Annotated in this window: 15 protein-coding genes, 2 tRNA genes and 4 pseudogenes; 6 read left to right on the forward strand and 15 right to left on the reverse strand. The window is 59.5% G+C overall.

The genetic code is table 11. The features are described 5' to 3' along the window. Window positions 1-627 precede the first annotated feature (627 nt). Window positions 628-2,283 (forward strand): ATP-binding cassette domain-containing protein, encoded by a 1,656-nt coding sequence (locus ACF8EF_RS00590; protein ID WP_392460323.1) that lies wholly within the window; start codon window positions 628-630, stop codon window positions 2,281-2,283. 24 nt (window positions 2,284-2,307) lie between these two features. Here the strand turns inward: ACF8EF_RS00590 and dnaB are convergent, their stop codons facing one another. The 7 genes from dnaB to rnr form a co-directional block, all read right to left on the reverse strand. After that, on the reverse strand, window positions 2,308-3,705 hold the full coding sequence (gene dnaB, locus ACF8EF_RS00595) for a replicative DNA helicase (protein WP_021783887.1): 1,398 nt from the start codon (window positions 3,703-3,705) through the stop codon (window positions 2,308-2,310). Window positions 3,706-3,818: 113 nt separating this feature from the next. Next, a complete protein-coding gene (gene rplI / locus ACF8EF_RS00600; RefSeq protein ID WP_003249568.1) occupies window positions 3,819-4,265 on the reverse strand; it encodes a 50S ribosomal protein L9 in 447 nt (148 codons plus the stop codon). A 20-nt stretch (window positions 4,266-4,285) separates the two neighbouring features. Then, window positions 4,286-5,149, reverse strand: a complete 864-nt coding sequence (locus ACF8EF_RS00605; RefSeq protein WP_176683153.1) for a hypothetical protein — start codon at window positions 5,147-5,149, stop codon at window positions 4,286-4,288. Window positions 5,150-5,182: 33 nt separating this feature from the next. Then, window positions 5,183-5,413 carry a 30S ribosomal protein S18 gene (gene rpsR, locus ACF8EF_RS00610; RefSeq protein ID WP_003249563.1) on the reverse strand — a complete coding sequence of 77 codons (231 nt, stop codon included), beginning with the start codon at window positions 5,411-5,413 and terminating at the stop codon, window positions 5,183-5,185. 28 nt (window positions 5,414-5,441) lie between these two features. Beyond that, window positions 5,442-5,867 carry a 30S ribosomal protein S6 gene (gene rpsF / locus ACF8EF_RS00615; protein ID WP_021783885.1) on the reverse strand — a complete coding sequence of 142 codons (426 nt, stop codon included), beginning with the start codon at window positions 5,865-5,867 and terminating at the stop codon, window positions 5,442-5,444. Window positions 5,868-6,172: 305 nt separating this feature from the next. Then, window positions 6,173-6,919: a 23S rRNA (guanosine(2251)-2'-O)-methyltransferase RlmB gene (rlmB, locus tag ACF8EF_RS00620; RefSeq protein ID WP_003249554.1), complete on the reverse strand. Its 747-nt coding sequence runs from the start codon at window positions 6,917-6,919 to the stop codon at window positions 6,173-6,175. Next, entirely contained in the window at window positions 6,916-9,489 is a 2,574-nt protein-coding gene (rnr, locus tag ACF8EF_RS00625) for a ribonuclease R (protein WP_176683152.1), read from the reverse strand. Before rnr ends, rlmB begins: the two co-directional genes overlap by 4 nt. A gap of 272 nt (window positions 9,490-9,761) precedes the next feature. On the opposite strand from rnr, the gene ACF8EF_RS00630 reads away from it, so the two are divergent. From ACF8EF_RS00630 to ACF8EF_RS00650, 5 genes and pseudogenes are all read left to right on the forward strand, one after another. Further along, window positions 9,762-9,848 (forward strand) — tRNA-Leu (locus ACF8EF_RS00630). 88 nt (window positions 9,849-9,936) lie between these two features. Continuing rightward, window positions 9,937-10,023, forward strand: a tRNA-Leu gene (locus tag ACF8EF_RS00635). Between the two features lie 239 nt (window positions 10,024-10,262). Further along, window positions 10,263-11,276 (forward strand): extracellular solute-binding protein, encoded by a 1,014-nt coding sequence (locus ACF8EF_RS00640; RefSeq protein ID WP_392460324.1) that lies wholly within the window; start codon window positions 10,263-10,265, stop codon window positions 11,274-11,276. Then, on the forward strand, window positions 11,276-12,841 hold the full coding sequence (locus ACF8EF_RS00645) for an iron ABC transporter permease (protein WP_003249548.1): 1,566 nt from the start codon (window positions 11,276-11,278) through the stop codon (window positions 12,839-12,841). The genes ACF8EF_RS00640 and ACF8EF_RS00645 overlap by 1 nt, the downstream gene beginning before the upstream one ends. Before the next feature lie 455 nt (window positions 12,842-13,296). Then, window positions 13,297-13,451: pseudogene (locus ACF8EF_RS00650) on the forward strand (IS110 family transposase); the annotation flags it as partial. Between the two features lie 55 nt (window positions 13,452-13,506). On the opposite strand, the gene ACF8EF_RS00655 reads toward ACF8EF_RS00650, so the two are convergent. The 8 genes and pseudogenes from ACF8EF_RS00655 to ACF8EF_RS00690 all read right to left on the reverse strand — a co-directional run bounded on the left by ACF8EF_RS00655 (window position 13,507) and on the right by ACF8EF_RS00690 (window position 21,006). Beyond that, window positions 13,507-13,866: a hypothetical protein gene (locus ACF8EF_RS00655; RefSeq protein ID WP_392460325.1), complete on the reverse strand. Its 360-nt coding sequence runs from the start codon at window positions 13,864-13,866 to the stop codon at window positions 13,507-13,509. After that, window positions 13,863-14,833 (reverse strand): annotated as a pseudogene (locus ACF8EF_RS00660) (hypothetical protein). Before ACF8EF_RS00660 ends, ACF8EF_RS00655 begins: the two are co-directional and overlap by 4 nt. Window positions 14,834-14,842: 9 nt before the next feature. Continuing rightward, window positions 14,843-15,331: pseudogene (locus ACF8EF_RS00665) on the reverse strand (Hcp family type VI secretion system effector). A 227-nt stretch (window positions 15,332-15,558) separates the two neighbouring features. Then, window positions 15,559-16,011, reverse strand: a complete 453-nt coding sequence (locus tag ACF8EF_RS00670; protein WP_392460326.1) for a DUF2867 domain-containing protein — start codon at window positions 16,009-16,011, stop codon at window positions 15,559-15,561. 184 nt (window positions 16,012-16,195) lie between these two features. Beyond that, window positions 16,196-17,080, reverse strand: coding sequence for a methyl-accepting chemotaxis protein (locus ACF8EF_RS00675; protein WP_392460334.1), 885 nt, complete (start codon window positions 17,078-17,080; stop codon window positions 16,196-16,198). After that, window positions 17,054-17,794, reverse strand: a pseudogene (locus ACF8EF_RS00680) (HAMP domain-containing protein); the annotation flags it as partial. The pseudogene ACF8EF_RS00680 and the gene ACF8EF_RS00675, both read right to left, overlap by 27 nt. A 675-nt stretch (window positions 17,795-18,469) precedes the next feature. After that, window positions 18,470-19,762: an adenylosuccinate synthase gene (locus ACF8EF_RS00685; protein ID WP_003249542.1), complete on the reverse strand. Its 1,293-nt coding sequence runs from the start codon at window positions 19,760-19,762 to the stop codon at window positions 18,470-18,472. Window positions 19,763-19,818: 56 nt separating this feature from the next. After that, window positions 19,819-21,006: an ATP phosphoribosyltransferase regulatory subunit gene (locus ACF8EF_RS00690; protein ID WP_392460328.1), complete on the reverse strand. Its 1,188-nt coding sequence runs from the start codon at window positions 21,004-21,006 to the stop codon at window positions 19,819-19,821. Window positions 21,007-21,185 lie beyond the last annotated feature (179 nt).

Raw genomic sequence — 21,185 nt, forward strand, 5'->3', positions numbered from 1 at the left:
AATTCCTGCAGATTTTTACCGAATGTTTAGCCTATCCAACCCTGAGAAAGTGCTAACCAGCTAATTATTGGTGCTTTTTTCTTTATCTCTCAAGAATTGTAGGAATCGACCTTCTAGTCTTAGTAAAAAATCCTACATTAACTTTCCTCAACAAATCCCGAGAAGATCTTGAACCCCAAAAAAAACAAGTGCTACAACAGTGACGCGCTGAAAGGCACACTCAAACCAACTCTATAGGAGCACTAGCCACGGGACGTCGTCGTTCTGAAATCCACACTCTGCAGATCTCACGCGTGATGAACGACACATTCACCGATTCCGAGGTTGAATTTCTCAACCTTCTGTAAAGACAAACCAGAAGGGCCTTAGCTCCTTCTGGCTCTACCAAGGATCAGTACCCGCTTTTCACCCTCCGCATACCGATCTCAGCGTGCGCGGGCAAGTCAAGCGAACACTGATCAACTTGGAAAAACATAACAAGATCGCATTCTATCGCACACTTTATGAGCACCCGAATCTCGCTACAGTTGTTCAGGTGTTCATAACCGGACTTGAACGCTTCCACCTGATCAGATCAGGTATTCCAATCGCGCCACAGAGTGCACTCAAAGTGCATAAGGCAATGACATGCAAATCTATAGAGGAATGCTCGCCGCCCTCGGCGCGACACTGTTCCTGAAAATCGCGACCGTCGTACCTGCTCTAGTCTTGGCCGACATCATTGACAACCTGGCCACCTCAGCCGCGTCTTCCCAGCTTCTGCTAGGAGCCTTCATATGCCTTGTCGCATTACAAGCCTCTATGACCCCTCTACAAGCCTGGTGCCTGGCGCGGCTTTGCCAGGAACGCGTGAAGCAACTTTCCATCCGCTGGTGCCGCGAATTGCTGGACAAGCGCTTCGAGGCCTATGGACAACTCCATGGCGGAACACTGGTAAAAGTACTGGATAGGGGCATTACCGCACAGGAGCGGTGGTTGGGCTTTCTGATTGGCTCGGCATGGCCGGTGCTAGCCGAAGCTGCAGTGCTGATAACGCTCTTCGCTTACCTGGGGGCTACTTCGGTATTGATCGGCCTCATCCCTTTGAGCCTGGCCTACCTGTGGGCCAACGATCGCCTGGTGCGCTGGCGCCGGCCACATATCGAGGCAGTGAACGCGCGCGAGGATGAACTGGCGGAACAATGGGTGGATACCTTCGCCAGCGCGGCAACGGTCAAACTGGAAAAGGCCGAGGATGCTGCAATGCTCCCGGTCAACCAGACACTTTCGCACTATGCCGACTCAGCAGTGCAGGTAGCTCACAGTGGGGGTTGGATTCAGAGCCTGCGCACCCTGTTCATAGGCCTGGGCAGTGGCGGTTTGCTCATGTGGGGTATCCATGATCAGGCTCTGGCAACACCGCAATTGAGCCTGGGCGAGCTGGTTGCTCTCTTCACCTTGGTGAGCGGATTGCTGGCAGGGGTTGCGCAACTTGCTGAGGCCTGGCGATTGCTAGACCAGTTTCGGCTAGACAAACGCAAACTCGAACACTGGCTCCAGTTCCCCTCGTTCGGCCCAGCATGCACTACTGAGGCGAAGTCCCAAGACAAGGACGCTGGCCTAAGCATCGCCCCGTGCCAGTTGAGCGCTCGAGATACTGTACAACTTCACATCGAAGAACCCTTGGTACTGCACAAAGGAGAACGGGTCGCACTGATCGGGCCCAGCGGATGTGGTAAGTCGACACTTCTGCATACGCTGGCGGGAACGATATTCCCGTTGCGCAAGGATGTGCACCTGCACGGCAGGTGCCTGGCGTCGCTCGACGCTAGTGAACAATTCAGTCGATTACGACTCTGCCCTCAGGATGCGCATTTCATACCCGGCCCCCTGCCCCGCGCGGTGCTGTTCGAGCAAGCTCATGATCGCGCTCAAATCGAACGATGGCTTGAACGGTTGGGCCTGAGCAAAGACTGGTACGAACTTGATCTGGATGCACGCGCAGAATCGATATCGGGCGGCGAAGCACGCAGGCTGACGCTGCTACGCCTTCTTAATCAGCCTGGGGAATTCAATTTCTTTGACGAGCCCACAGCAGGGCTCGATGCCGCGTCGGCAGAGCGTACCTGGGACCTGTTGTTCGAAGCATTTAAAGGGCGAGGGCTGATTTGCGTGACGCATGATCAGAGCGCACTGTCGCGGTTTGACCGGGTGATCACCCTGAGCGAGGGGCGGATCATCAGCCAAGGGCAAACGAACATCGCTCAGATTTCAGAGCTAGCAGGCGCACCGCAAACCTCGTAGGAGCGGCCTTGCTAGCTCAATGGGTTATTCATCATCATCAAAGTTGTACATCCCCGGCGCCAAGTTCTCGAACCGGGTGTACTTGCCGATAAACGCCAAACGCACGAAACCGATGGGGCCGTTACGCTGTTTACCGATGATGATTTCCGCCACGCCCTTGTGCTCGGTTTCAGGGTGGTACACCTCGTCGCGGTACACGAACATGATCACGTCGGCGTCCTGCTCGATTGCACCGGATTCACGCAAGTCGGAGTTGACCGGGCGTTTGTTCGGGCGCTGTTCCAGCGAGCGGTTCAGCTGCGAAAGGGCAATGACCGGGCAGTTGAATTCCTTGGCCAGGGCCTTGAGCGAGCGGGAAATCTCGGAAATTTCGTTGGTACGGTTGTCACCGGCCGACCCCGGGATCTGCATCAGCTGCAGGTAGTCGACCATGATCATGGCGATTTCGCCATGCTCACGGGCCAGGCGGCGGGTTCGCGCGCGCATTTCCGAGGGGCTGATACCCGCCGTATCGTCGATGAACAATTTGCGGTCGTTGAGCAGGTTCACTGCCGAGGTCAGGCGCGGCCAGTCGTCGTCGTCCAGCTGGCCGGAACGGACCTTGGTCTGGTCGATACGCCCCAGGGACGAGAGCATACGCATGATCAGCGACTCACCTGGCATCTCGAGGGAGAACACCAGCACCGCCTTGTCGGTACGCAGTACGGCGTTTTCCACCAGGTTCATGGCGAAGGTGGTCTTACCCATCGACGGACGACCCGCAACGATGATCAGGTCGGCTGCCTGCAGGCCGCTGGTCTTCTCGTCCAGGTCGGTGTAACCGGTGGAGATACCGGTGATGTCGCTGTCGGAGTTGAACAGCGTATCGATACGGTCGATGGCCATGGTCAACAGTTCGTTGACACCCACCGGGCCGCCGGTTTTTGGCCGGGCCTCGGCGATCTGGAAGATCTGCCGCTCGGCGTCGTCGAGGATTTCTTCGGCGTTGCGCCCTTGCGGGTTGAAGGCGTTGTCGGCGATGTCGGTACTGATGCTGATCAGTTGGCGCAACGTGGCCCGCTCGCGAATGATCGCGGCGTAGGCCTTGATGTTGGCTACCGAGGGAGTGTTCTTGGCCAGCTCAGCCAGGTAGGCCAGGCCGCCGACTTGCGAAGACAGGCCTTCCTTGTCCAGTTGCTCGTGCAGGGTCACCACGTCGAATGGCTGGTTGGCGTCGGCCAACTTGTGCACGGCACGGAAGATCAGCCGGTGGTCATGCCGGTAGAAATCGCCATCCGACACTTGGTCCAGCACCCGCTCCCAGGCGTTGTTGTCCAGCATCAGGCCACCGAGTACGGCCTGTTCGGCCTCGATGGAATGCGGCGGCACCTTCAGGGCTGCGGTTTGCAGGTCTAGCTGTTCGGAAGTGGTGATCTCGTTCATGGCCACGAAAGAATTCTGGAGGACGAAAAAGACAAAGGGCACGGCCTGTCGAAAACAGGACCGTGCCCGATGTTAACCGCCTGACTCGCAAGGAGCCAGCCAGTTAGCGCAGCTTAGGCAGCTACGACGACCACGCGTACGGTGGCTTCAACGTCGCTGTGCAGGTGCACGGCTACGTCGTATTCGCCAACCTGACGGATGGTGCCGTTCGGCAGACGAACTTCAGCTTTGGCCACTTCAACGCCGGAGGCGGTCAGGGCGTCAGCGATGTCGTGGGTGCCGATCGAACCGAACAGCTTGCCTTCGTCGCCAGCGGTGGCAGTGATGGTCACTTCCAGCTCGGCCAGTTGGGCAGCGCGGCTTTCAGCCGAAGCTTTCTTGTCAGCGGCTGCTTTTTCCAGCTCGGCACGACGCTCTTCGAACGCAGCCAGGTTGGCGGCGTTGGCAACGGTGGCCTTGCCGAATGGCAGCAGGAAGTTACGGCCGTAACCAGCCTTAACTTTTACTTTGTCGCCCAGGTTGCCCAGGTTAGCGACTTTTTCCAGCAGGATCAGTTCCATTTGGTAAAACCTCTTAACTTTTAACCTTCACCGTTCGCGGAGTCTTTCCCCGGAGGGGACTTGCGACCGCGAAAATCAATCAGGCTGTCGACAATGGCCAAAACCATCAGCAACGGATAAATCAGCTGCATGATCAGCGGCAGCGTCACGTACATCCCCACTAGCCAGAAACCGGCCAGTCGGCCCTGTGCCACCAGCCCGTGCATCAAGGCGATGCCGGCCAGCACCAGTACCAGGCTCGAGGCAGATGCCAGGATGATGAACTGCGGCCCGATAAACGGAGCCACCACCATCACTGCCACCAAGGCCGCCGTGGCCTGTTTCGGCAACTTCAGCGCGCGAAACTCGCGACCGAAGCCTCCAGGGTTGTACAACGCTGCCTGCCAATAGCGCGCCAGCACCAAGGCCAACACACTGAACAATTGCACCGTCACTGCAGTAGAAGCGACCAGCACAGGGCGGATCAGCTCATCGGAGAGTACCGGTTGCCCCTCGATTTTCGGCATGGCTTCGGCAAACGCCTTGGCCAGCACGTCGAAGGTTTGCGCCAGCGCCAGATCGAGCACGAGGCTGAAAGCCACGGCGAACACGGCACTGAGCAGCAACACCCGGCTCCACGGATGCTCGGCACGCAACATGGCGGCCAGGGCCAGGGCACCCGCAATCACCAGAAAGGTGATGGGATCGCCCATGACCCACACGGCCAGCCCGGCCAGCAGGCCGCCAGCGATGACCGTTGTAGCATCCTTGAACCCACGCCGCAGCAGCACAAGGCTGCACGCAGCGGCACTCAACCAGAACAGCAGCGGCAGTACCGCACTGATGACCACCACCAGGGTGGCCTGCACACGACCGCGCATGATGAAACTTGCTAACGCTCGCATGCTAACCCCTTACTGCTTGTCGACGACCCGGTCTCAGCGGCCGTGGCTGTCGGTGTAGGGCAGCAGGGCCAGGAAGCGGGCGCGCTTGATAGCGGTAGCCAGCTGACGCTGATAACGAGCTTTGGTACCGGTGATACGGCTTGGAACGATCTTGCCGGTTTCGGATACGTAAGCTTTCAGGGTGTTGAGATCTTTGAAGTCGATCTCTTTCACGTCTTCAGCAGTGAAGCGGCAGAATTTACGACGACGGAAGAAACGTGCCATTTAATAGGCTCCTCTAAAGGTCCGTGGATTACTCGTCAGCGTTATCGCTGGAGTCGCTGTCATTGCTGTCATCGCCTTCGGCGGATTCAGCATGCTCAGGACGCTCACGACGCTCACGGCGCTCGCTGCGGTTTTCTTCAGCCTTCAGCATCTCGGACTGGCCGGTAACGGCTTCGTCGCGACGGATGACCAGGTTACGGATAACGGCATCGTTGTAGCGGAAGTTGTCTTCCAGCTCGGCCAGGGCCTTGCCGGTGCACTCAACGTTCAGCATCACGTAGTGAGCCTTGTGAACATTGTTGATTGCGTAGGCCAGTTGACGACGGCCCCAGTCTTCCAGGCGGTGGATCTTGCCACCATCTTCTTCGATCAGCTTGGTGTAACGCTCAACCATGCCGCCGACTTGCTCGCTCTGGTCCGGGTGAACCAGGAAGATGATTTCGTAATGACGCATGAATGCTCCTTACGGGTTAGTAGTCTGCCAGCGAATCTGGTCAGACAAGGAGTGAATGACACTGTATGTCTTGCACGGAGGGGAGGCACATGAGCGCCTGCCAGCTCGGCAAGGGGCGCAATTGTAGAGAAGGCGTGCCGCACACGCAAGGCAATTGGCGAATATTTGAACAGCCTGAGATATTCAGAATGTGTCAGCCCCTATTCGCGGGCACGCCCGCTCCCACAGGCTCACTGCTGCCTCTGGCATTGCAGATTACCTGTGGGAGCGGGCGCGCCCGCGAATAGGCCGATACAGGCTGAAGATCAGCGCTTGGCCTGACGCTGACGCACGGCTTCGAACAGGCAAACCCCGGTCGCCACCGACACGTTGAGACTGCTGACACTACCCGCCATCGGCAACTTCACCAGGAAGTCGCAATGCTCGCGGGTGAGCCGGCGCATGCCCTTGCCTTCCGCCCCCATGATCATCACCAGTGGCCCGGTCAGGTCTTGCTGGTAGATCTCCTGCTCGGCCTCGCCAGCGGTACCCACGACCCACAGGCCACGCTGCTGCAACTTCTCAAGCGTACGCGCCAGGTTGGTCACAGCCACCAGCGGAATGACTTCTGCCGCGCCACAAGCCACCTTTCGCACAACCGGCGTCAGCGTTGCGGACTTGTCCTTGGGCACGATCACTGCCGTGGCACCGGCCGCATCGGCGGTACGCAGGCAGGCGCCGAGGTTGTGCGGGTCGGTCACGCCGTCCAGCACCAGGATCAGCGGCGGGGTTTCTGTGCGCTCAAGCAGCTCTTCGAGCATCAGCTCGCCCCACACCTGGCTCGGGCTGACCTCGGCAACAACACCTTGGTGCACGCCTTCGACCCAGGCATCCATCTCACGGCGCTCGGCCTGGCCGACCGGCACGCGGTTTTCCGCGGCCAGCGCCAGCAAGGTCTCGAGGCGTGGCTCGCTGCGCCCTTCCGACAGCCAGATCTGCTTGACCCGCTTTGGATGGTGCTGCAGCAATGCCTGCACGGCGTGTACGCCGTAGATCTTTTCCAGCTGACTCATGAATTGCTCTTGCTTTTGCGTGGCGCGCCGGACTTCGGCGGGCCTTTACGGTGCTTGGTCGGTTTGCCGGACGGCTTGCCACCTTTCTCGGATTTGCTGCCAGCACTGCTGCGCGCGTCGGTCATCAACGCTTTCTTCATCTCGCGGCTTTTACGCACTTCAGCGTTACGCTGCACAGCATCCTTGGGGAAGTACGCTTCGGACGCTTCGCTTTTGCGGCTGCGCGGCTTGGGCGTGGCTTTCGCTTCAGTTACCGGCTGCTGCTCGGCTTTTTCGGCAGCCGGCGCGGCGCCACGCTGCTTGCGGCCAATCGGTGCGGCGAGGGTCTTTTCCGACACTTCGAAGTCGATCTTGCGCTCATCCAGATCAACACGCATGACCTTGACTTCGATGGTGTCGCCCAAGCGGAAGGTGCGACCGGTACGCTCGCCGGACAGGCGATGGTGTACCGGGTCGAAGTGGTAGTAGTCCCCCGGCAACGCACTGACGTGCACCAGGCCCTCTACATAGATATCGGTCAGCTCGACGAACAGGCCGAAACCGGTCACTGCCGTGATCACACCCGGGAAGGTCTCGCCAACGCGGTCTTTCATGAACTCGCACTTGAGCCAGTTGACCACGTCACGGGTGGCTTCGTCAGCCCGGCGCTCGGTCATCGAGCACTGCTCGCCGAGTTGCTCCAGGGTGTTTTCGTCGTACGGGTAGATACGCGCCTTGGGGATGCTCATGGCGCCGGCACGCTTGACGTGCGGGGTATCGACCTTGGAGCGGATGATGCTGCGGATGGCGCGATGCACCAGCAGGTCCGGGTAACGACGAATCGGCGAGGTGAAGTGGGTGTACGCCTCGTAGTTCAGGCCGAAGTGGCCGTTGTTCTCGGTGCTGTACACGGCCTGGCTCAGCGAGCGCAGCATCACCGTCTGGATCAGGTGGAAGTCCGGGCGACCGGCGATGCTCGCCAGCAGGGCCTGGTAATCCTTCGGCGACGGGTCCTTGCCCTTGTGCAGGCTCAAGCCCAACTCCCCAAGGAAGGCACGCAGCTTTTCCAGGCGCTCCGGTGGAGGGCCGTCGTGCACGCGGTACAACGCCGGTACACCGTGCTTCTGCAGGAATTCGGCAGTGGCCACGTTGGCCGCCAGCATGCATTCCTCGATCAGCTTGTGGGCGTCGTTGCGCACGGTCGGGCGGATTTCAGCGATCTTGCGCTGATCACCGAAAATGATGCGGGTTTCCTGGGTTTCGAAGTCGATGGCGCCCCGCGTGTGACGCGCGTCCACCAGCACCTTGTACAGGTTGTACAGGTTCTTCAGGTCCGGCACGACGTCCTTGTACTCTTCGCGCAGCGCCTTGCCCTCACGGGTACGCGAGTGCTCGAGCATGCTGCTGACCTTGTTGTAGGTCAGGCGGGCATGGGAGTGGATCACGCCTTCGTAGAACTGATAGTCGACCATCTGGCCGGCTTTGTTCATGGTCATTTCACAGACCATGGCCAACCGATCGACGTGCGGGTTCAGCGAGCACAGGCCGTTGGACAGCTCTTCGGGGAGCATCGGCACCACGCGCTCGGGGAAGTACACCGAGTTGCCGCGCTGCTGGGCTTCGACATCCAGGGCAGAGCCCAGACGCACGTAGCTGGACACGTCAGCAATGGCCACGTACAGGCGCCAGCCACCGGAGAACAGACGCAGCTTGCCCAGCGGTTCGCAATAAACGGCATCGTCGAAGTCGCGGGCGTCTTCACCGTCGATGGTGACGAACGGCAGGTGGCGCAGGTCGACACGCTTCTCTTTGTCCTTCTCCTCGACTTCGGAGCGGAACTTGCGCGCTTCCTTGACCACCTCATTGGGCCACACATGCGGAATGTCGTAGCTGCGCAGGGCAACGTCGATTTCCATGCCCGGCGCCATGTAGTTGCCGATGACCTCGACCACATCGCCTTGCGGCTGGAAGCGCGGCGTTGGCCAGTGGGTGATCTTGATCTCGACGAACTGGCCGATCTTGGCACCGCCGTTACGTCCGGCAGTCACCAGCACTTCCTGCTGGATCTTCGGGTTGTCCGGGGTTACGTAACCGATGCCGCCTTCTTCGAAATAGCGGCCGACCACGCTTTCGTGGGCACGGGAGATGACTTCGACCAGCACGCCTTCACGGCGGCCACGGCGGTCGACACCGGAGACGCGGGCCAGGCCACGGTCGCCGTCGAACACCAGTCGCATCTGCGACGGACTGAGGAACAGGTCTTCGCTGCCGTCATCGGGAATAAGGAAGCCGAAGCCGTCGCGGTGGCCGGAGACTCGACCGCAGATCAGGTCCAGCTTGTCTACCGGGGCATAAGTGCCGCGCCGGGTATAGATAAGCTGGCCATCGCGCTCCATGGCACGCAGGCGGCGGCGCAGGGCTTCGATCTGGTCTTCTTCATACAGACCGAACTCTTTTGCCAGCTCCTCGCGGGCAGCAGGTTCGCCTCGGTCGGCGAGACGCTGCAGGATCAGCTCACGGCTGGGAATGGGGTTGTCGTATTTTTCCGCTTCGCGAGCGGCCTCGGGATCGAGGGATTGCCAATCGGCCATCAGAAGGGGTTCACCTTGGGGTATATAGATAGGAATTCTGGCATAGGCGTATTGAAACCGGAAATGTCTGCCTTGGACAGCCCCCGCTGCAATGCATAAACAGCAGAAATAGGCTCGTGGAATCAACGAGTTGAATTTTTTGAATTTTTTTTCGATTGGGGGCTTTACAGCCCTGGGTAGCGTCCGTATAGTGCGCACCACAACGACGGACAACCCCGAAGTTGTAGTAGAGATGAACGACGCTGTAAAGCATCAAGTAACCTCGAATGTGTGCCCAGGTGGCGGAATTGGTAGACGCGCTGGTTTCAGGTATCAGTGACCGCAAGGTCGTGGAAGTTCGAGTCTTCTCCTGGGCACCAAGTATTTTCAAGTAACAGATGACCAAGGATCTGTTACTACTGCGTGAAAGCGAACGATAGTCGCCTTCTGCAGATGATGTAAAGCTTTGCCCAGGTGGCGGAATTGGTAGACGCGCTGGTTTCAGGTATCAGTGACTTAACGGTCGTGGAAGTTCGAGTCTTCTCCTGGGCACCATACAAAAACCCACTAGCTTGCTAGTGGGTTTTTTCTTGCCTGCGATTTTTGTGCCTCCCCCTCCCCGATACGCGCACGTTGCAGGAGCGGGTTCACCCGCGAAGAGGCCCCTGCAGGCAACCCCTCCCAACCCCTTGCACCATGGTCTGACCATGAATTTCTCGTCACCCGGCCACTTGAGAAACAATTTCGTTTACCATTGTTTCCAAATATGTAGCCGTAAGCGAGGAAGTACCCGCATGACGATCCGCCCGCAACCGCTGATGCGTACCCTGGCCGCCGCAGTGCTGAGCCTGGTCATCGGCGCTCCGGCCGCCATGGCAGACGCACCGGTCGCGCTGACCATGTACAACGGTCAGCACAAGGAAATCGGCGAAGCCATTGCCAAGGCCTATGAGGCCAAGACCGGCATTCACATCGACATCCGTAAAGGCAGCAGCAACCAGCTGGCCAGCCAGATCATCGAGGAAGGCGACCGCTCGCCGGCCGACATCATCTACACCGAAGAGTCCCCGCCTCTGAACAACCTGGGCGAACTGGGCCTGCTGGCCAAGATTGACGACGCTACGTTGAACATGATGCCCAAGGAGTACGCTGGCGCCAACGGCACCTGGATGGGTATCACCGCCCGTACGCGCATCGTGGTGTACAACCCGAAGAAAGTCGACGAGAAAGACCTGCCGACCACGGTGATGGACTTCGCCAACCCTGAGTGGGAAGGCCGCGTCGGCTACGTACCCACCAGCGGTGCGTTCCAGGAGCAGGCCGTGGCCATTCTGAAGATGCACGGGCGCGAAGCCACCGAAGAATGGTTGACCGGTCTGAAAGCCTTCGGCAAGACCTACACCAACAACATGGTCGCCCTCAAAGCCGTGGAAAAAGGTGAAGTGGCTGCGGTACTGGTGAACAACTACTACTGGTACGCGCTTGAACGCGAACGCGGCAAGCTGGACACCAAGCTCTATTACCTGGCCGACGGCGATGCTGGCAACCTGGTCACTATCTCCGGCGCGGCCGTGGTCAAGGCCAGCAAACACCCGAAAGAAGCCCAGGCCCTGCTCAACTGGATGGCCAGCGAAGAAGGCCAGCGCGTGATCACCCAGACCACCGCCGAGTACCCGCTGCACAAGGGTATGGTTTCTGACCGCGGCCTGAAGCCGTTCGACGAACTGCGCCCGCCGAAGATCTCGCCAGCTGACTTGGGCAATGCCGAGGAAGCCATCGAACTTGAGCGTGAGGTCGGCCTGCTCTGATGACTGCCGCCCTGTCCGAACCGGTGCCGGTACGCTTCGTACCGCGCCGCAAGCGCCCTTCCATCTGGGTAGTGCTGCCTGTGCTGTTCCTTGTGGCAATGAGCTTGCTGCCACTGGCTTATGTTGCCATCAAAGCCTGGGAGGCCGGCTGGCGCGAAGCTTTGCACCTGTTGTGGCGGCCCTTTGTCTGGGGGCTGATGCGCAACACCCTGATGCTGATGGTCGGGGTGACGCTGACCTGCATGGTGGTCGGCCTGGCACTGGCCTGGCTGCTGGAGCGCAGCAACCTGGCCGGCCGCCGGTTGTGGGGCGTGGTGCTGTGCCTGCCATTCGCCGTGCCGTCGTTCGTCAGCAGCTTCACCTGGGTGTCGCTAAGTTCGGACTTTGAAGGCCTGGGCGGCGCGATCATGGTCATGGCCCTGTCCAAGTACCCGCTGGTGTTCCTGCCCGTTGCCGCGACCCTGCGCAACCTCGACACGTCGCTGGAGGAGTCGGCACGCACCCTGGGTTGCAGCCGCTGGGGGGTGTTCAGCAAAGTCACCCTGCCGCTGCTGTGGCCGTCGATGCTCGGCGGTGCGCTACTGATTGCCCTGCATATGCTGGTAGAGTTTGGCGCATTGTCGATCCTCGGCCTGCAAACCTTTACCACGGCGATCTACCAGCAGTTCGAACTGGAGTTCAGCAACGCCAACGCGGCCATGCTGTCTGCCGTGCTGCTGGCGATGTGCCTGGCAATGCTGTGGCTGGAACTGCGGGTGCGCGGCAAAGCCCGCCATGTACGTATCGGCCAGGGCGTAGCGCGCCGTGCGCAACCGGTGCGGCTGCGCGGCTGGGCGGTACTGGCGCAACTGTTCTGCGTGGGCCTGGCGGTGCTGGGCAGCGGCATTCCGCTGGCGATGCTCGGTTACTGGCTGAGCGTGGGTTCGTCGGCGGCATTCCCGGTGGCGGCCATCTCGAAGGCGTTGTTCACCTCGCTGTCGGTGTCGCTGGGCGGTGCCGGCTTTTGTGTGCTGCTGGCTCTGCCTATCAGCTTCCTGGTGGTGCGCTACAAGGGCCGCCTGGCGATTTGGGCTGAGCGTCTGCCCTACCTCCTGCACGCCCTGCCCGGCCTGGTGATTGCCCTGACCCTGGTGTTCTTCGCCCTGCACTACGTGCCGGCGCTGTACCAGACCACGGCGCTGCTGCTGCTGGCCTACGCGCTGCTGTTCCTGCCGCTGGCCCAGTCGCCGGTGCGCACCGCGCTTAACAAGGCTTCGCCGACGCTGGAAGAAGCCGCACGCACCCTGGGCGCCAGCAGCTTTGCCGCATTCTGCCGGGTGACCTTGCCGATCATCTTCCCGGCCATGGCGGCGGCCTTCGCCCTGGTGTTTCTGGATGCCATGAAGGAGCTGACGGCTACCCTGCTGCTCAGCCCGACCGGCATGACCACCCTGGCCACCGAAGTGTGGGCGCACACAGCCAATGTCGAGTTCGCGGCAGCGGCGCCGTATGCGGCGTTGTTGATTGTGGTGTCAGGGTTGCCGGTGTATTTGCTGACTACGCGGATGTATTTGAACAAGGCTTGAAAGCTTGCCCAGGCCGCCATGTGGCCTGGGCACAAGCCTGAGTGCCTAGACTTCATCACAAGTTCACTTTAAAACTCCCACTAGCCAGTTGAAAGCAAAGAACAAGGTCGTAGATACTACAAGCCCCACCCAAGAGGGTAACAAAACTCTTTCCATAGACCTTGGGAAACTCTCGAGATCTGAAATATCTGCCACACCTTTTCGAACAAACAACCCTGGAATCATGAGCATATTTGCCGCCAGGCAAGTGCGCATTAATTTTCCAGCAAGGCCAGCCGCTAAAAAGCCCCCTATTATCCTGAATATACTTGCATTTCGCTAAAGCTTTTTCGATAGTTTCTATAGATCGACAAGAAAAGTAAATCATCACACACACGCTGATTGACATACAAGCGAGCAGGATAGATGCGATTATCGTCAATGCTTCGGTACTCATTTTCGCACTCTCATAAATCACTGCGCATCAGTTGGTACGTCTGGTGTACAGCCTGTTAACCAAGAAGCAGGCTTATGTTGAACAAGGTCTTGAAGAGTTCGGAACCGAGACCGGCAGGTCAGGGCTTTGCTTCGCAAAGCCCGAAAACTGGGGTATCAGTTGGTGACTGCTTGAGTGCTTAAAAAGCAATGGGTTGCATTCTGTTTGACCAGAGCTTACCTCAAGCACTCTATCCAAACAAAAAAAGAACAATCAGTGCAATCAGCAAAATTTGTACAGTCCACAAGCGCACTAACAGCCTTTGCAGGTCGGCGGAAACCTTAGCAATATCATTGCGATCTAATAGGCCCTTTCGAACGCTAAAATATTTCATAGACAGCATTGCAGAAATTGATCCTAGCCGCATGACTTTCCCAAGCAGCCCAGCATGAGAATATATTTCTCTGTTCACAGCCACCATTCGGCTATTTGACAAGATTGATTCGATACGATCCAGATATCGATACGCAACGAATACCCACACACCAAACATCAAAAACGGCGAGATAATTACAAACACACCAAGCACTGCCAGGTGCAAGTTACTCATCGCACTGCCTCATACAAAATCTCCCCCACGCTTTCTCCCAATACCTCACCAAACTCACCGCCAGCAATACCTCCAGCCGCTCCCCCCAATACCGCACATGCGAAAGTTGCCGTTCCACCGGTGGGAATACCTACAGCAACACATGCTATTGGCCCCAATAGGCCCCCGACATGTCCACCCATTCCTCCTAGCCCCAAGCTCGCAACTAGCGAACTCCTCTCGACATACTCAGCCTTTCTGCACTCCTCCTCCCGCCCAAGCACGCAAGCGTTACGAATTGACAGTTCGGTTGACGCCACATCAAGCGCCATCCCTAAATACGTCCCTTTTTTATCCAATTAGCCGCCTTCGCTACGCCAGATATTTTTTCTGTATACCCTTCAATCTCACCACCGTGAAGAAATCTTTTGGTGGATATATCCAGCGCATGCTTGATTTTACCCCCATTGTGCAGCCCCGCCCCATACGCAGCCATACTATCAAGCTGCGCCTCCAACTTTAAAAACAGCGCTGTGCGCTTCGAGTAGAATTCATCACGAGCTTTCAACGTACCTTTAAGCAAATAATCTCGATGTAGCTGCTCTATCTCCTCTAACGTTTTCTTGATAGCTTCAAGATGCTTACTCCAAGCGTCACTAGCAGTACCAGCCCCGATGGAAGCACGGGCCAGTAAGCTCTGCAGCAGCTCAAAATTCTCCAGAAGGAACCCGTCAAACCCACCGCCGTTCAATTCGATGTCAAGGTGTATACCTAACGCCTTACCCATGAGAAATGCCTCATGAGCAGTACAGGACGGCGTGCTTGGGTCACCCACAATTATCAGCTCGCCAGGGAATACGACAGTGTTGACGACATGCGCATTCAGCACATCAAACTTGGCCCGCTGATTCGCGTTCATGGGTGTACCGGCCTTCAGCGACTCATACGACTGCGCATGCGGATTAATGAAGCTGCGCGCCTCGGACATGGTAGTACCTCACGCATACTTCTTGTTGTTGATGCGGTCCCATCCGCCCGTGACGTTGCCGCCAGCGCTGCCGTCGAGGCGTTTCTGCAGCGTGTAGGTTGTCTTGATGCGCCCGTAGTTCAGCTGCACGACTTCCACTGGCACCCCAGCGCTGGCGCTTTGGGCGTAATCGGCAATGATCACTTCTTCCAGGACGACTTCGTAGTACTTGAGCTTGTCGCCACCCGCACGACACAGCACGAGCTTCACTTCCTTCAGGTGCTGCCCGGCACAGTTCGCCTACAGCAGCTTGCAGCTGGCACTGTCCAGGTACTAAGTGAAGGTGAAGTTGGTGAGTGTGGTGCGGCCTGACGATGCGCCGCCCGCGGAGCTTGCGGTGGCAGAGGTGCTCTGGTTGGCACCGAACTTGTAGCCGATGATTTCGATCCAGTTGGCGTACTGCTCATCCAGTGCTTCGCCAGTGATTTCCGCGATATGAACATAAGCATCGAAAGCCATGCTTACCTCTCCCTGGTAAAGGTTCGGCTGATAACGACGATGTTCAGACATCGTCATCCTGAGGTTGCTCCCGAAGTAAAACGGCGGCCGGTACCGACCGCCTTCAGGCTCAATACAACACTAACCCCCGTGTCAGCCCTTGCAACAGCAAATGCCCTATCAAGGAATATTTGGGAAATCTCCTACAGATTCGACGATGATGACGATTTGGTCAGTTTCGATGCTGCTTAAAGCTTCTCCAGCATTTTCCTTACGATCAGGCCATGCACCATGCCGACCGGCAGCATGTACAACCGGCCAAAAGTATTGAGGCACAGCACCGATGTGGTCATGCTTAAGCTTTGCCCGTACACATCCATGCAGACCATCACCGCCAAGTGCGTGTCGCGCGAAGTCAGCACCAGCTGCTGGTCGCTGATGGTCTCGACAGTGAAGAAGTCCAGGCGCTCACCGACGGCTGGCACATGCGTTGGATCGCCGCGAGTGAAGCCGTGGATATCGGCGACATTGAAACGGCGTGAGATGAAGTCGCGAATGCGGAAGGCCCGGGCCAGCCAGCAGGGGACGTCCGAGGTCATAGCGCAGTAGGCTTGCAGGGCGGTCATCGGGTCAGTGAGCTGTACGCTGTCACTGTGCAGGAAATTCAGGTCGGCCTGGGCGGCGATTAGCTGGGCGGACATTAGCAACTCCTTTTGCCATGTGTCGCCGACAGCATAGCAACACCGCTCAGGTGTGGGAGCGGCCTTGTGTCGCGAAAGGGCCGCATAGCGGCCCCGGCAATTTCCGCATTTATGCAACAAACCTGGGGCTGCTATGCAGCCCTTTCGCGACACAAGGCCGCCCCCGCAAGGGACCGCGCAGGATTCAGGCCCGGAACTGGCCCAGGCTGGCGCGCAGCTGAGCCGCCAGATCATCCAGCACCTTGCTACTGGCCGTGGTCTGCATCACCACCTCAGCCGAGCGTTCGGCCTGGGCATGGATGTTCTCCACCCGCCCCCGCACCGCCTGTGCGCCATGGGCCTGTTGTTCGGCAGCGCGAGTCGCCAAACCAATGGCCGCATGCACCTGCTCCACGGCCGCCTGCACCGACTGCTGGCGGCGCTCGTTGTCACGCAGCACCAACAACCCTTCACTGGCCTTGAGCCCAGCCTGACTGATGGTGGCCACTGCTTCCTTGGCACCTTTTTGCAGCGCGGTAATGTGCGCCTGAATGTCGCCGGTAGAGCTTTGCGTCTTGCTCGCCAGCGCCCGCACTTCATCGGCCACTACAGCGAATCCGCGGCCAGTCTCACCAGCGCGTGCGGCTTCGATTGCAGCGTTGAGGGCCAGCAGATTGGTCTGCTCGGCAATGCCATGGATAACGGTCAGCACCACTTCAATCTGTTCGCTCTGCTTGGCCAGGCGCTCGATCACCTGAGAGCCCGTTTCGACCTGCCCGGCAAGGTTCTCGATCAGGCTCGCCAGTTGCGTCGAGGAACGACTGTTCTCATCGGTCGCCTGGCGAATGTCCACCACCTGCTGCAACGCCGCCTGCATAGCATGGCTTTCAGCCTGAGCCTCGTCAGCCATGCTCGACAGGTCGCGCAGGCTGGCGGCCACTTCGTCACGCTGCAACGCCGCCGCGGCATCGGCACCGGCATTGCGCTGGGCCATGGTGCCGATCTCGACGCCGGTACGCTGGGCCACCTCGCCAGCCTCGCGGACGATGGGCTGCAGCTTGTCGACAAAGCGATTGACCGCCGACGCCATGTCGCCGATCTCGTCGCGGCTGTCGAGGGTCACGCGCTTGGTCAGGTCGCCTTCGCCAGCGGCAAGGTCGTTGAGCGCTGCGATCAGCAGGCGCAGTTTGCTGAGCACGCGGCGGCCTAACACCAAAGCGACCACCAGCAGCACACCCAGGCCCACCACCACCAGGCCCAGACCAATCCGCCAGCGCAGCTCGGCAGCCGCATCGCGCACGGTCTGTGCAGTGTTGGCCTGCATCGCGGTGGCGCTAGCCTGCGCGACTTCCAGGCGCTCGCGCAGGGCCTTGCCACTGTCGGCAGCCGCCGCGCCCAGGCTATCGCCAACCAGTTGCTCGCCACTGGCGATCAGGGCACTGAAGCGCTGGTCGAGCGCCTTGAGTTCCTGGTCAATGCCGGCTGTAGAAACCCCCATCAGGACTTTGCCGATCTCGGCGCCATTGGGGTTGATGGAGGCTTCGACGAAATACACCGACGGATCACGACGCGCGGCATCAAGCACCTTGTCCAGCGCACGCTCGCCCTGGCCTTTTTCCAACAAGGCCTGGTTGATCGGGTTTTGCCGGTTGAGATAGCGAGTCAGGTGCTGACCCTGAGCGTCGTCGTACACCACGAACAACACGTTCGGGTTACGCTGAGCGCGTCGCGCGAAATCCGAGAGCACCGGCACGTCGTTGTCCCAGATCGCCCGCGGCGCAACCGAAGCCAGCAGTTCAGCCATGTCGTTGGCGGAATCCTTGAGGTTTTTTTCCAAGGTGCTGCGCAGTTGCTGCTGTTCGCTTTGCAGGCGCTCCGACAACCCTGCACTCAGGCGCTGGCGGGTACTGCTGGACAGGCCGTCGAGCCCAGAGCGTACATCTTGTCCGGCTTGCTCCAGTTCGCTTGCCAGTTGGCGACTGTCATTACCCAGTCGCTCGCCAAGATCAGCCTCCAGGGCGGTGACTGTGCTTCGGGTGAGCGCAACGGCAACCAGCACCTGCACCAAAAGAGCGATACCAAGGGCAACAAACACAGGCCGCAAGAGGCGGCTTCGTAACAGTGAGAGGATGGCAGACACGGTGTAACCCTCGTGTTTTCTGGCGCCACTATATTGATGGCATCTACAGAAACTTCTTACAGCAAGGGTTGTGCCGTAGGCAGCGGGGAAATGCGCCAAGGTCTAGCAATGAGGTTTCGTGTGCCGGCCCTTTCGCGGGTGAACCCGCTCCAACAACGGCCTTGGCCCAACCGCCGTTGTGTACCCACACCCAATCAGTGTAGGAGCGGGTTTACCCGCGAATACGGTAGCGGCGGCAACGGTGGATTGCCGGTGGATTGGCCAGCCCCAGCATACCCACAAATGAAAACGCCGCAGCCCTTTTCAGGGCCACGGCGTCAGATCAGCCTGCCGGGCAGATCAGGCGAACGGATGACGCAGCACGATGGTCTCGTTGCGGTCCGGGCCGGTCGAAATGATGTCGATCGGCGCGCCAACCAGCTCTTCGATGCGCTTGATGTAGTCACGCGCAGCTTGCGGCAGCTCTTCCAGGGTTTTCACACCCAGAGTCGACTCGCTCCAGCCTGGCATCTCTTCGTACACCGGCTCCAGGCCGATGTAGCTGTCGGCATCGGAAGGCGCGTCGATGACGGCACCGTTCTCGTTCTTGTAGCCAACGCAGATGTTGATGGTTTCCAGGCCGTCCAGTACGTCCAGCTTGGTCAGGCAGATGCCCGAGATGCTGTTGACGTCGATGGCGCGACGCAGGATGACGGCGTCGAACCAGCCGCAACGACGGGCACGGCCAGTGGTGGAACCGAACTCGTGACCACGCTTGGCCAGGGTAGCGCCGGTCTCGTCGAACAGTTCGGTCGGGAACGGACCGGAACCCACGCGAGTGGTGTAGGCCTTGGTGATACCCAGGATGTAGTCCAGGTACATCGGGCCAACGCCGGAACCGGTGGAAATACCGCCAGCAGTGGTGTTGGAGCTGGTGACGTACGGGTAGGTGCCGTGGTCGATGTCCAGCAGCGAGCCCTGGGCACCTTCGAACATGATGTCCTTGCCGGCGCGACGCAGGTTGTGCAGCTCGGCGGTGACGTCGAGCATCATCGGCTTGAGCTGTTCGGCGTAAGCCATGCACTCGTCCAGCGTCTGCTGGAAGTCGATGGCTGGCTCTTTGTAGTAGTTCACCAGCTGGAAGTTGTGGTAATCCAGCAGCTCACCCAGCTTGGCAGCAAAACGCTCGCGATGGAACAAATCACCCACGCGCAGGCCGCGACGTGCCACCTTGTCTTCGTAGGCTGGGCCGATACCACGGCCGGTGGTGCCGATCTTGGCTTCGCCACGGGCTTTTTCGCGGGCCTGGTCCAGGGCCACATGGTACGACAGGATCAGCGGCGCAGCCGGGGAAATACGCAGACGCTCGCGCACCGGTACGCCTTTCTCTTCCAGCTTGGTGATTTCACGCATCAGTGCATCCGGGGCAACGACCACGCCGTTACCGATCAGGCACTGTACGCCTTCACGCAGGATGCCGGACGGAATCAGGTGCAGAACGGTTTTTTCACCGTTGATCACCAGGGTGTGACCCGCATTGTGGCCACCTTGGTAGCGCACTACGGCGGCAGCATGTTCGGTCAGCAGATCGACGATCTTGCCTTTGCCCTCATCACCCCACTGGGTGCCCAGGACGACGACATTCTTACCCATTACATTGGTCCTCATTCACGCAAACTTGGTTGCCGGCCTGTTGCCGACGCAGAAACTCACTGGGCCAGCGGCAGAACCTGCCAGCGCCCGTCTTGCTGAATCAATTGCCGATCACAATCCGCCTCGAGAGCAGCACTCAACGGCTGGCCAGGCAGAGCCTGAACCACACGCTGGCCCTCGTTGCGCAACTGGCAGACTTGCTGCCAGAGGGCCGCGTCGCCACTGTCCGGCATCCAGATGCCGCCAGTTGGCAATACGACCTCCGCTCGCCCCAGTGTGACCAGGGTCTTCAAATCCGTGGAGAAACCAGTGGCCGGGCGCGCCCGGCCAAAATCGGCGCCAATATCGTCGTAGCGCCCGCCTTGGGCGATCGATTGGCCTTCGCCCGGCACGAACACGGCGAACACCACGCCGGTGTGATAGTGGTAACCACGCAGCTCGCCGAGGTCGAAGTACAGCGGCAGGTCCGGGTAGCGAGACGCCAGGCGATCAGCGATCGCCAGCAGGTCGTCCAGCGCCGCCAGTACGCTGGCCGGGGCGCGACCGAGGCGCACGCGGGCTTCAGCCAGTACTTCACGACCACCGCACAGTTCGACCAGGGCGCGCAGCATGCTGCCCAGGTCTTTCGGCAGGTCGGCGGTCAGCGTCTGCACTTCATCGACAGCCTTGCGCTGCATGGCGTCGAACAGCTGCTGTTCGACCGCGCCAGACAGGCCGGCGGCACGGGCCAGGCCGCGGTAAATACCGACATGGCCCAGGTCCATGTGCACATCCGGCACATCGGTCAGCTGCAGCGTGGCGAGCATCAGGCTGATGACCTCGACGTCACTGGTAGGGCTGGCATCGCCGTACAGCTCGGCACCCAACTGGATCGGGCTGCGCGAGGTGGACAGGGCACGCGGCTGGGCGTGCAGCACGCTGCCGGCATAGCACAGGCGGCTCGGGCCTTCACGGCGCAGTGTGTGCGCATCGATACGCGCCACCTGCGGGGTGAAGTCGGCGCGGAAGCCCATCAGGCGGCCGGACTGCGGGTCCACTACCTTGAAGGTACGCTGATCCAGGTCCTGGCCGGCGCCGGTAAGCAGCGACTCCAGGTACTCGATATGCGGGGTGACGACCAGTTCGTAGCCCCAACTCTGGAACAGGTCCAACACCTGGCGACGCGCGATCTCGATGCGCGCAGCCTCAGGTGGCAGTACTTCCTCGATGCCATCTGGCAGCAGCCAGCGGTCTACCGTTGCCATTACGCCATTTCCCCTCTGGTCCGGGCGGCTTGCCAGCAGGCAAGCCGTCAGAAAAGCCGGTATCGCGCACAGCAGCGGGCAGCACTGATCCCAGCGCAGCCACCGTACCCGACACCCTCAAATTGCCTTGCGAGCTGACCAAACTGTCGACCGGCGCTGTGCCAATCAACCTTGCAGAC

The sequence above is a fragment of the Pseudomonas sp. zjy_15 genome (assembly GCF_043101865.1).
Taxonomy (GTDB): domain Bacteria; phylum Pseudomonadota; class Gammaproteobacteria; order Pseudomonadales; family Pseudomonadaceae; genus Aquipseudomonas; species Aquipseudomonas putida_Y.